Annotated in this window: 9 protein-coding genes; 5 read left to right on the top strand and 4 right to left on the bottom strand. The window is 37.8% G+C overall.

Annotated features, from left to right (window positions below):
• The first annotated feature begins 63 nt into the window (after positions 1–63).
• From ACTBZY_RS06510 to ACTBZY_RS06500, 3 genes are read left to right on the top strand one after another with little or no spacing between them, the layout of a single operon-like run.
• Positions 64–1,761, top strand: coding sequence for a sodium:solute symporter family protein (locus ACTBZY_RS06510; RefSeq protein WP_463045541.1), 1,698 nt, complete (start codon positions 64–66; stop codon positions 1,759–1,761).
• On the top strand, positions 1,758–2,435 hold the full coding sequence (locus tag ACTBZY_RS06505; protein WP_463045540.1) for a response regulator transcription factor: 678 nt from the start codon (positions 1,758–1,760) through the stop codon (positions 2,433–2,435). Before ACTBZY_RS06510 ends, ACTBZY_RS06505 begins: the two co-directional genes overlap by 4 nt.
• Before the next feature lie 38 nt (positions 2,436–2,473).
• The gene (locus ACTBZY_RS06500; RefSeq protein ID WP_463045539.1) at positions 2,474–3,844 is read left to right on the top strand and encodes a sensor histidine kinase; all 1,371 of its coding nucleotides are present in this window, start codon (positions 2,474–2,476) and stop codon (positions 3,842–3,844) included.
• A 2-nt stretch (positions 3,845–3,846) separates the two neighbouring features.
• On the opposite strand, the gene queG is transcribed toward ACTBZY_RS06500, so the two are convergent.
• Positions 3,847–4,788 (bottom strand): tRNA epoxyqueuosine(34) reductase QueG, encoded by a 942-nt coding sequence (gene queG / locus ACTBZY_RS06495; RefSeq protein ID WP_463045538.1) that lies wholly within the window; start codon positions 4,786–4,788, stop codon positions 3,847–3,849.
• A 148-nt stretch (positions 4,789–4,936) separates the two neighbouring features.
• On the opposite strand from queG, the gene ACTBZY_RS06490 reads away from it, so the two are divergent.
• Together ACTBZY_RS06490 and dnaJ are read left to right on the top strand one after the other, a co-directional pair.
• Positions 4,937–5,473 (top strand): nucleotide exchange factor GrpE, encoded by a 537-nt coding sequence (locus ACTBZY_RS06490; protein ID WP_463045537.1) that lies wholly within the window; start codon positions 4,937–4,939, stop codon positions 5,471–5,473.
• A gap of 84 nt (positions 5,474–5,557) precedes the next feature.
• Positions 5,558–6,715: a molecular chaperone DnaJ gene (gene dnaJ, locus ACTBZY_RS06485; protein WP_463045536.1), complete on the top strand. Its 1,158-nt coding sequence runs from the start codon at positions 5,558–5,560 to the stop codon at positions 6,713–6,715.
• Between the two features lie 220 nt (positions 6,716–6,935).
• On the opposite strand, the gene ACTBZY_RS06480 is transcribed toward dnaJ, so the two are convergent.
• The 3 genes from ACTBZY_RS06480 to ACTBZY_RS06470 form a co-directional block, all read right to left on the bottom strand.
• The gene (locus ACTBZY_RS06480; protein WP_463045535.1) at positions 6,936–9,218 is read right to left on the bottom strand and encodes a TonB-dependent receptor; all 2,283 of its coding nucleotides are present in this window, start codon (positions 9,216–9,218) and stop codon (positions 6,936–6,938) included.
• A 13-nt stretch (positions 9,219–9,231) separates the two neighbouring features.
• A complete protein-coding gene (locus ACTBZY_RS06475; RefSeq protein ID WP_463045534.1) occupies positions 9,232–9,789 on the bottom strand; it encodes a hypothetical protein in 558 nt (185 codons plus the stop codon).
• Between the two features lie 135 nt (positions 9,790–9,924).
• Positions 9,925–11,989 (bottom strand): tetratricopeptide repeat protein (locus tag ACTBZY_RS06470; RefSeq protein ID WP_463045533.1); only part of this gene is annotated, 2,065 nt, incomplete at its 5' end.

Here is an 11,989-nt window from a genome sequence, read left to right as displayed (position 1 = left end):
GCTTGTTATAGGCGTATTACTTTTCCTTATTGTGGTTTTTTATTTTTTGACTAAAACTTTCTCATGACTACTTTAGACTGGATTTTTCTTTCTGCCACCATGGCATTTGTTATTCTATATGGCATTTTTAAAAACAGAAAGAACAGTAATAGTAATATTGACGGATTCTTCCTTGGAAATAAATCCCTGCCTTGGTATCATGTAGGACTTTCTGTAATGGCTACTCAGGCTAGTGCCATTACTTTTTTATCAGCACCAGGACAGGCTTTCACAGATGGTATGGGTTTTATACAGTTTTACTTTGGTTTGCCACTAGCCATGGTTGTTTTAAGTATTACTTTCATCCCTATTTTTCATAGACTTAAGGTTTATACGGCTTATGAGTACCTGGAAGGAAGGTTTGACGAAAGAGTACGCGTTTTCACCGCTTTACTTTTTCTGGTTCAAAGAGGTCTTTCTACTGGTATTTCTATTTATGCTCCCTCTATTATCCTTTCCACCATTTTTGGTTGGGACATATTTTGGACTAATGCCTTTATGGGTGGAGCAGTGCTTACTTATACCTTAATAGGTGGCACCAGAGCCATTTCTCATACGCACATACAGCAAATGATAATTGTCACCGCTGCCATGGTTTTTGCAGGGATTATGGTTGTTCAACTTTTACCTCAAGATATTGGATTGATGGATGCCGTGAAGGTGGCAGGAAAGGCTGGCAAGGTAAATATTATTAATCTGGAGTTTAATCCTAAAGAAAAATACAACGTTTGGTCGGGTCTTTTGGCCGGTTTTTTCTTGCAGCTTTCTTATTTTGGTACAGATCAATCTCAAGTGGGCAGGTATTTAACAGCCAAAAATATTACCCAGAGCAGATTAGGTTTACTTTTTAATGGTCTCCTAAAAATTCCAATGCAATTCGGTATTTTGTTTATTGGTGTTTTGGTTTTTGTTTTTTATCAATTCAATACTTCTCCCCTATTTTTTAATACGGTAGAAACAGATAAGTTACTTAAAAGCATTTATGCGAATGAATACAGGGCTTTGGAAATAGAACATAAAGCCAATGCGGAAGTTAAAAAGGCTGAAATGTACAAACTTCATGAAGCCATCCAATCTGGCAATGAAGGTCAAATAAGTGCGGCTCAAGAGGCTATAGCCATTGGCGAAGCCAAATTCAAAGCCTTAAAAGCTAAGGTAAGCGGGCTCATAAAGAAAAGCAATCCAGAAGGAGACCCTGGCGATATCAATTACATTTTCATTAGGTTTATTTTAGACCATTTACCTCATGGCTTTATTGGCTTATTGATTGCCGTTATTTTCTCAGCTTCAATGGGTTCGGTGGCCTCAGCATATAATTCATTGGCTGCCTGTACGGTGGTAGATGTATTGAAGAAGAGAAAGTCTTGGACACAGTCGGAATCTAAGGAATTGATGCTCTCAAAACTTATCACGGTCTTTTGGGCTATTTTCTGTATCGTGGTGGCTTTCTTTGCCAATAAGCTTGGCAGCAGTATGATAGAACTTGTGAATATACTTGGTTCATGGTTTTATGGTATCATTCTTGGTATTTTCTTAGTCGCGTTTTATTATAAAAAAATAGGTGCACAGGCTATTTTTTACAGTGCCATCATTTCTCAGGTTCTTATTATTCTCACTTGGAAATTCGATTTAGTAGCCTACCTTTGGTTAAATCCAATTGGCTGTGCCTTAGTATTCTCTTTTGCTTGGGTGTTTCAGCAGTTTTTGAATCTTAGAAAGTGAATAAAAACATCCTAATAGTAGAAGACGACGAGCGTATCGCCAAGACTATAAGCAAAGGCTTAGAAGAAGTGGGATTTGCTACTACTATCGCTTTCGATGGTAAAATTGGCTTAAAACTAGCTTTAAGCTCCTCTTTTGACTTGATTCTTCTTGACCTGAATTTACCCGAACTAAACGGATATCAGGTTGCGGAAGGTGTAAGAGAGGCAGGGCTAGAAACCCCAATTTTAATGTTGACGGCCTTGGGCGAAACGGACGACAAGATTGAAGGTTTTGAAAAAGGAGCAGACGATTATCTGGTTAAACCTTTTGACTTTAGAGAGCTGGTAGCTAGAATTAATGCTTTGCTCAAAAGAGCTGTTAACAGCACCTCCAACGAACTTTTAGTGGCCAATTTAAGGGTAGACTTAGATGCAAAATTAGTTTATAGAGGTGAGCAATCCATTCAGTTAACGCCAAAAGAATTTGGATTGCTAGAGTTTCTTATTCAAAATAAAGGACGCGTGGTGTCCAAAGAGGAAATTGCGGCAGCTATATGGGACCAAAACCCCGGGAAAAGCTTAAATGTAATTGAGGTTTATATCAATTTCTTGAGAAAGAAAATCGACAAAGATTTTGAACCTAAATTGATTAAGACAAAGTCTGGAATGGGCTATGTTCTTAGAGAAAAGTAATTTACACCTTGCTTTCATCATAATAATCAAATAGTCTCTTGACGATTAGAACCAAAATAGCTGTTCAATTCTCTGTGATAGTGGCTGCTATCCTAGCTATATTTTCTATTACCATCTACTATTTATCGGAGAATTATAGGCAACAGGAATTCTATAATAGCCTTAGAGATAGAGCTGTAACTACCGCAAGGCTTCTAATTAAAGAGCCACAAATAGATAAACAATTATTAAAGGTTATTGATAAAAATACCCTCAGTACGCTTTATCCTGCTCAGGTTTTGGTCTTTAATGATTCCAATGAAGTGGCCTATTATAACTATGAGGCGGATACCATTTACTATAGCCCAGAATTACTCAATAAACTAAGAGAAAAAAGGTATCTGGAAACCACTTTTGGGAATAGTCAAGTGGTGGGTACCATGTACAGCGATACACTTAATAAAACCTACGCCGTACTGGCACAGGCAGAAGATACCTATGGTAAACAGAAATTACTGAACATTCGGGAAACCATGTATACGGGATACTTCTCCGCCATTATTTTAACCGTATTATTAGGTTTTCTTTTTGCGGGGCAATCCCTTAAACCTATTTCAAAAATAAACGAAGAAATATCACAAATTACGGCATCGAGTTTAAGAAAGAAACTAGGCACAGGAAATAATACAGATGAAATAGCCACGCTGGCAGTCAATTTTAATAAGATGCTTTCTAGGTTAGATTCTTCTTTTGAACTTCAAAAAAGCTTTGTTTCCAATGCTTCTCACGAGCTGCGTACACCTTTGGCGGCGGTTAAATCTGAGATTCAAGTGGCTTTACAAAAGGAAAGAACGCCAGAGCAATATAAAAGTATATTGAACAGCCTGCTTAATGATAACCAAAGACTTATTAAACTTACCAATAGTATGCTTCAGCTGGCTAAGTCTGAAGAACTAGAGCATGGCGTGAATTTGAGACCTGTCAGAATTGATGAAATTCTGTTTGCTGTACAAGACGAGGTACTCTACTTAAATCCTGATTATGAAATAAACATCGATTTTGAAGATATCCCAGACGATATCCACTGGGTTACCATAAATGGCAAAGAAGCCTTGTTAAAAACACTTTTTACCAACCTCATAGATAACGCCTGTAAGTATTCCCAAAACCACAAAGCCGATGTTAAAATCAAAGCCAATAAAGATAACTGTTTGATATCTGTAAGTGATAGTGGCATAGGCATAAAAGAAGAAGAACAAGAACATGTATTTCAGCCCTTCTATAGAAGTAAAAGAGCCGCTTCTTATAAGGGTTCGGGTATTGGTCTATCTATTTGTAAACGTATTGTTGATTTACACCAAGGACGGCTGTCTTTAAAGAGTGAAGTAGACAAAGGGAGTTTGTTTGTGGTCGTTTTACCACATTCATAACGCTAAGAACCCGGAGGTTTGACGAAGTTGATGTTGCGAGACAAACCTTCCATTTTTGTTCGCTTTAAGGCGGATTTGCGAAAAACTTCCCTAAAGACCTCTGCGGTTATTTCCTCCCAATCATTATTCGAGAAGCCTTCCAGAGCGGGTTTTAGATTAAATTCAGTCGTTTGATGAGGTTTTGAAAATTTATTCCAGGGACAAACGTCCTGACAGATATCACAGCCAAAAATCCAGTTATCCATTTTGCCCTTTACCTCTTCAGGAATGGCAGCTTTAAGTTCAATGGTGTAATAGGAAATACACTTGCTTCCATCCACCACATAAGGCTCCACTATGGCGTCTGTAGGGCAAGCATCTAGGCAAGCTGTGCAGGTGCCGCAATGGTCTTTCACAGGTCCATCCGATGCTAATTCTAGGTCGCAGATTATCTCGCCAAGAAAAAAGAAAGAACCCGTTTGTCTGTTCAAAAGATTGCTATGTTTGCCTATCCAACCGAGGCCACTTTTGGCCGCCCAAGCTTTATCCATTACGGGTGCCGAATCCACAAATATTCTTCCCTCTACCGCTCCTATTTCTTCATGGATATAGTTAAAGAGCGTTTTCATTTTGTCTTTTAAAACTAAATGATAGTCTTGCCCATAAGCGTATTTAGAAATTTTGTAGTCTGCTTCACCTTCTGGAAGTCTTTTAGAAGGATAATAATTAAGCATGAGAGAAATGACAGATTTAGCCCCAGGAACCAGTTTTGTAGGATCAAGGCGTTTATCGAAATGATTGGCCATCCAAGCCATTTCTCCATGATAGTTTTTACTGAGCCATTGGTCTAAACGAGGGGCTTCTTCCTCTAAAAAACCAGCTTTAGATATACCACAAAAGTCAAACCCTAGCTCAGCGGCTTTTAACTTAATTTGTGCAGCGTATTTACTTGTACTGATCTCCATTGACACAAAGTACCTTGTTTTCTTAAAAAGAAGTGGCATTGTCAGTCATCTTTTAGTTTAATTTCCTCTAAATGTGACATAATGACAGCCTTTGTGCACATGGTTTAATTATTGATTCAAATACATGCGTTGAATAAAATGATAGAACATGTCAAAAAATAATATAAAAGAAGAGAACGCTGAAGAATTGGCAGAAGACAACCTGACAAATCAAGAAGTTGAAGAAACTGTGGAACTGACAGAAGAAGAGCGTTTGACTCAAGAGCTGGCAGAACAAAAAGATAAGTTTGTTAGACTTTATTCTGAATTCGAAAACTTTAGAAGAAGAAGTGCTAAAGAAAAGATAGACACGATTTTAAATGCTTCGTCAGCATTAATTAAAGAATTACTTCCTGTTTTGGATGATTTCGAAAGAGCTCAAGGTGCCTTTGATACAACCACAGATGTAGAAGTCTTAAAAGAAGGTGTAGAACTGGTGGTTTCTAAACTGAGGAAGACGCTAGAGTCTAAAGGTCTTAAGCCAATGGATTCTAATGAGGAAGAGTTTGATGTAGAATTGCATGAGTGTATTACTCAATTTGATGGAGGAGCGGACAAAAAAGGTAAGGTTATAGATACCGTAGAAAAAGGTTATTACCTGAACGATAAGGTATTAAGATATGCAAAGGTAGTGGTAGGAAGCTAAACTGCTAAAAAATAATAGGGCATTAGCTCAAAATCATTTTCAGAAAGCTCAAGGTCATTAGGACTCAAAGCAGAAATAAAAAACATGGCAAATAAGAGAGATTTTTACGAGGTTTTAGGTGTATCAAAAGATGCAACACCAGAGGAACTGAAAAAAGCCTATAGAAAATTGGCAATTAAGTTTCACCCAGATAAAAACCCTGACGATAAAGCAGCCGAAGATAAGTTTAAAGAAATAGCAGAAGCTTACTCTGTGCTTTCCGATGTACAGAAAAAAGCAAGATATGACCAGTTTGGTCATGCTGGTATGGGTGGTCAAGGATATGGCGGTGGTCAGGGAGGATTTACCGTGGATGACATCTTTAGTCAGTTTGGTGATATTTTTGGTGATGGTAGCCCTTTTGGTAGCTTCTTTGGAGGTAGCAGAGGTGGCGGCGGTCAGCGAATTAGAAAAGGTTCAGATTTAAGAATCAAGCTAACGCTAACCCTAACGGATATTGCCAAAGGCGTAGAAAAGAAAATAAAAGTTAAGAGATATACTTCTTGTAACACTTGTACTGGAAACGGCTCTAAAAATGGGACTTCATTAACCACTTGTGGTACCTGTAATGGTCAAGGTCAGGTAAAAAGAGTACAGCAGACCATGCTTGGGCAGATGGTTTCTACCAGTACCTGCCCTACTTGTAGTGGAGAAGGTAAAATGGTCTCTGAAAGATGTGAGACCTGTTTTGGAGAAGGAAGACAGCTAACAGAAGACCAAATCAATATTAAAATACCTGCTGGTGTTTCCGAAGGTATGCAATTATCTATGAGTGGTAAAGGAAACGTACCTGTGAGAGGTGGTGTGGCCGGAGACTTATTAATTGCGATTGAAGAAGAAGAGCATCCAGATCTTAAAAGAGATGGTCAAAACATCCTTTTTGATTTACCTGTAAACTTTGTGGATGCCGTTTTGGGTAAGGATTTAGAAATTCCAACGGTAGATGGTAAGGTGAAAATCAAATTAAAGCCAGGAACTCAAGCAGGTGAAGTTTTAAGACTTAGAGGTAAAGGTCTTCCAAACGTAAACGGATATGGCACTGGTGATCAACTGGTTCATGTTAATATATATACCCCGAGCACAGTTTCTTCTGAAGAAGAGAAAATGCTTTTTCAGCTTAGAGATTCTCCAAATTTTGCTCCGAGAAAAGGTGGAAATAGCAAGACCATTTTTGATAAAATGAAAGACTTTTTCCAAGGCTAATTTGGAAATAGCATGATAAAAAGAGCCTCATTATTAATTTAATGAGGCTCTTTTGTTTTAACCCGCTTTATGCATTAGGCAATCTCCCGATTTTATCGGGACCATTGCTAAATTGCTTCCTATCGGCAAGCTCAGGATAAACTGCTATGTTAATCTCGTATAAATGTCTGATTTAATGCATTTTAAAACTCATTACGATTCTCCAATGCATAAACCGGGTTTAAAACTTATAACTAATTCTCAGGTTAATACTTCTTCCTAATTCGTCTGCAAAATACCTTTGTCTGTTCAAATAATCTCTGTAAATGGTGTTTAAGAGGTTTTCAGCTTTTAAACCTAATCCTAGGACATTGCTCTTTAATTGATAGGAAGTATTGAAAGACAGATTCCATAATTGATAAGTATCAGGAGGTGCTAAAAAATCTTGTTCTTCCAATAGATTATTCTGCTTGAAAACCACCTGATGCTCTAGGGAAATTGACATGGTTTTCCAATTCGGGGTATCGGTAAAGGAATAATTCAAGGTATTGCTCCAATTGTTAGATGGCATATATACCAATGGTTTATCATTGGCCACATCCATTCCTTTTAATATTGCTGCTTTACTAATCAGTCTTAAGTGTGTGGTAGGTTCAAAAGAAAGTAAAAAGTCAGCTCCAACGAGCCTTGCATCTGTTTGCTCGTAATTGAATATTGGAAAAGCTCCTCTAATGGTTAGTGTATTCTCTGTCTGAGCTTGTAAATAAATGAAATCCGAAATGTTTTGATAATAGGTTAAGACCTGAAAAAACAGCTTTTTTTGAAGAGCAATGTCTAATGCTGCGGTAAATTTCAAGGATTTTTCAGCATTTAAATCCACATTCCCTACTTCAATACTGCTCACACCTTGGTGTAAACCAAAGCTATAAAGCTCGTTGACTGCCGGTGCTCTGAGGGTGTATCCCGCATTGAGATTAATTTTAAACTCTCTGGATAAATTATACCTCAAACCAGAGGACAGGCTGTAATTTTCAAAAGTACGATTATACCTTACTATTTTTCTTGGCAAATCTCGGCTAATCGTAGCGGCGTTTAATTGATGATGGTCAAACCTTCCCCCAAATTCATAAAATATCTTGTCAATCCCTTTTTGGTAAAGGGCAAATCCAGCACCCGTTAAAGAAATATAATCTGGAATAAGCGGTAAAATACCCGTTTCAGGATTATTGGTATTGTCTTTAAAATCAAACTGTAATCCGCTTTTAAAAAAAGCACTATTCTTCAGACTTGTACTGTAATTACCCTCCAAAAAATGACTGTGCTGAAACAGACTCAAAGCCGCCTGATCTGACCTTCCTGCCCTTCTTACGTCAAACTCTTTTCTGTCGTCAATTTGACCGGCATACTGGAATGTTATAATTGAGGATTGAGCGAAAGTCTTTGAAGTTTTAAGTTTTAACAAATGGTGATTTACCGTCTGAGAGGGAGCATTTATCTGATAAGAAAAGTTTTCTGAAGTGAAAAATGGCTCTTCTCTGTCAAAAGCTGTTTCAAGATCTGTCAAATTTCCAATATGAGCACCTCTTAAAATACCTATTTCTGTGTTGAAAGTGCTAAAGTATAAACTGCTCTTCCATTCCTTTATTTGCTTTTCCAATTGCAATGAACCGTTAGCCTCTCTCCTTCCTGAATTGGTTAGATAGTAGCGGGGGCTATGTTGATCTCCCACTCCTTTTAAGCTTGCATTTACCCGCCAACTTAGTTTTTCATTATACTTGGTCAGTTCGGTATTGAGTGTATGTCCTAGGCCGTTGCTCTGAAAAACATAATTTATTTTGCCATGTAGATGAGGCTCGTGCTTAATTTCATCAGGTTCTATTAAAACCACGCCGCCCAAAGAGCTTCCTGAAAACTCTAAAGCACTTACACCTTTTATAACCGAAATGTGATCAGCCGAGAAAGGGTCAATTTCTGGGGCATGGTCGTTACCCCACTGCTGCCCTGCCTGAGCTATTCCATTATTTAAGAGTGTAATTCTGTTACCGTAAAGGCCGTCAATAATAGGTTTAGAGATACCAGAACCTGTTTTTAAAGAACTCACACCACTGATGGTTTGAAGCAATTCTCCAAGGTTTTTATTGCTCTCTTTGGCTATTAAATCTTTATCGATCGTATTGCTATTTTGAGTACTTAAATCACTTCTGCTACCATGAACCAGCACTTCATTCATAAGTTCTTCATGATGGTGCAAATAGAGGGTTAAAACGGTGTCTTTGCTAAAAACGATGTATTGTTTTAAGGGGTCGCAACTGACATGGCTAATTCTTATGTGTGTTCCACCTGCACATATGCCTTGCAATTCAAAATTACCATCGGCATCTGCAGAAACGCCCTTAGCTGCATTTTCTAAATAAATGGAAGCAAATGGCAAAGTTTCACCGGTGACTTCATCAAAAACTTTTCCCTTTACTTTTATCTGGCAGTTTTGACCAGATAAAAGTAAGGGAAAGGCACTTAGTGCCATAAATAAGAATAGGCTATTTAATCTCAACATTAAAAGATACTTCTATGTCTGTTTCTCCTCCTGCGTTTACTATTAAGCCTTCTGCTACACCCATAGCAGACTTATTAGGCTCATGTCTTAAAGTTATCATTAATTGGCCGCTAGAAGCCGCACCAGTGGTTAATTTAGAAACCAAACCAATGGCATTTCCGCTGGCGTCTTTGTCAGCATAACTAACGAGAACATTTAAACCTCCTAAACCTGAAAAGAAAAACTGATGTTCCTCTCCTTCTTCAGAAATTTCTGTAGTGATATTTTGCGAAGGGTTTACAGATTCATTCATAATACTTAGCTGACCTGTGTAAGTTGTATTTGCTAAAAGAATTCCTTTAGAAATTACGGGAGCTGTACCACCATCGCCATCAATGTCTTTAAAATTTAAAGTAACCATTTGTCCCCCACTTTCTGGCGTCAAGGTATATGTTAAAGTCGTAATCAATTCTTCTTCATTTGGAATGATAGGGTCACTTTTTTCGCAGGATAAAATTGGGAGTGCTAAAGCAAATAATAATGAAATGCTCTTAAAATTCATTTTTGGGATAGTTTTATGTGCAACAATGTTGCAAGTATACATATTAAATTGATTGCAACATTGTTGCAAGTATTAAAAAAACTAAAAAAATACCCGTCAATTTTGACGGGTATTCTTATCTATCTCATTTACAGCCTACTGAATAGATGTAATGTGTTTATCGTACACTGCCTTATATTTCGCTGCCAGAACCTGATCGTTTTGTTCGGTTATATTCGCTATCATATTTAAGTCTCTCAGATTGCTTTGAATAAAGTTTTGAACGTTATCCATTCCCCATTCTTTTACTTCACCGGTCCGCTGCTTTTTAATAAAATAAGTTAATTCCTCGTCAGCTCTTTTAACTATCACATCAGAGATTTCCTGTGCTTTTTCAGATTCGCCTATGGCATAATAGAAAGTCGCAAAATTGGCAGCGAGTTGGTCGTAAGGAATAGACTCGTTTGGCATAACCTCCATGGCCCTGTCTAAAACTTTCTTCGCTCTTTTATTATCTCCTTCTCTTACCAGCTGGTCTGCCAACCTTAAGAAAGCGAACCTGGCTGTGATAATCGGTACTTTTAGGTAAGTTTCAGAGTCATAGTAGATGTCAGGATTGTTTAAGTTTCTCCACTCAAACTTATTCATAACATTGTCATACATCACCTCTGTGTTTACTACACCATCTCTTGCACCCTGAACTTTCACAGGCATTAATCGGTATGCGTAACCTTCTAGTGCTAAGAATTCTTTAAGATTAAGATAAGAAGTTGGAGATAAAGTACCTCCAAAGTAAATAGGCCTTTCCCAGTTATTCTGAGCAATGATGTCTAAGACCATCAAATCGTTTTTCAACAGGTCTCTTTCACCAATATTCCATCTCATTTCACCAGATAAACCACCCACATATTCGCTAGGAACAAAGCCTTTAGCCTTTACAGCTTCTGGATCATAATCCAAAAATAGATTGCTAGAAGGAAGCGTATTTATCAATTCACCGGTAGAAACAGCCATTTGGATAGCTCTTTCATTATTTCTAACCAGGTTAAGGTATTGTTTCAAGTTAATACCTGCTTTAACCTGCTCATTAGGATTTTCTACATAAGGAATTTGATCGTTAATACCTTTAAGTGTTTGATCTTTAGAGAAAGATATTGGCAATGGCATAGACTCGTAAGTCTGACGTTTCATTTGGTCAATGTACCAGTCTGTACCTAATAGACTCAAGTTACAAACCCTAACGTCTGTTCTTATACCTTCTACTTCCTGTGCATACCAAAGTGGGAAAGTATCGTTATCACCACCGGTAAATAATATAGCATTAGGAGCTACAGAATTTAAAAGGTTCTTAGCAAAATCTATCTGGTGATATCTATCAGAACGGTCATGACCCTTCCAGGTTTGAGTAACCATTTGAACAGGTACCACTAAACCAATGGCTACGGCTGCAACAGACTTGGCGTTATTATTTTTTATGACTTTCAATACAAAGTCGGCTATCGCCATAACTCCTAATCCCGCCCATATGGCGAAAATATAGAAAGAACCTACATAAATATAATCCCTTTCTCTCGGTTCTACTGGCGGAGAATTCAAGTAGACCACAAGGCCTAAACCCGTTAAGACAAATAACAAAAATGTGACTAAGAAATCTTTGTCCCTTTTGAGGTATTGATAAAGCAAACCTAAGATTCCCAAAATTAATGGTAGAGCAAAGAAGTTTGTTCTGCCGCCATTGCTTCTAAGTGAACTTGGCAAATCGGCATTTGCCTCAAATATATCTGTGGCACTGGATCCTTCAATGTCTGATGCCCTACCCCAGAAATTCCACAAGAAATAACGCCAATACATATGACCAAACTGATGACTGAACATGAAGCTCAGGTTCTCGCCCATTTTAGGTTCTTGAGTCTCGTTTAATCCAAGTTTACTTTTATACAAGCTGACATGACGTGGGTCTTGACTCCAGATTCTTGGCAGAAGCATATTCCCACCCCAAACGTACTCTGGAGAGTAGTCATATATTTCATATTTATCTTCACCCATTTTATAATTAGGTGTTCCTTTATTTATGGCAGTAAGTCTTGAAGTATATATAGGGCCATATGTCAAAGGTCTGCTACCATACTGCTCTCTTTTAAGATAATAAGTAAAGCTTAATACATCAGAAGGGTCGTTCTCATTTATAGGAGGGTTATAATTTGATCTAATCAAGGCCAAA

It is taken from the genome of Arcticibacterium sp., assembly GCF_055134445.1.
This window is presented reverse-complemented; position numbering and strand designations above follow the sequence as displayed.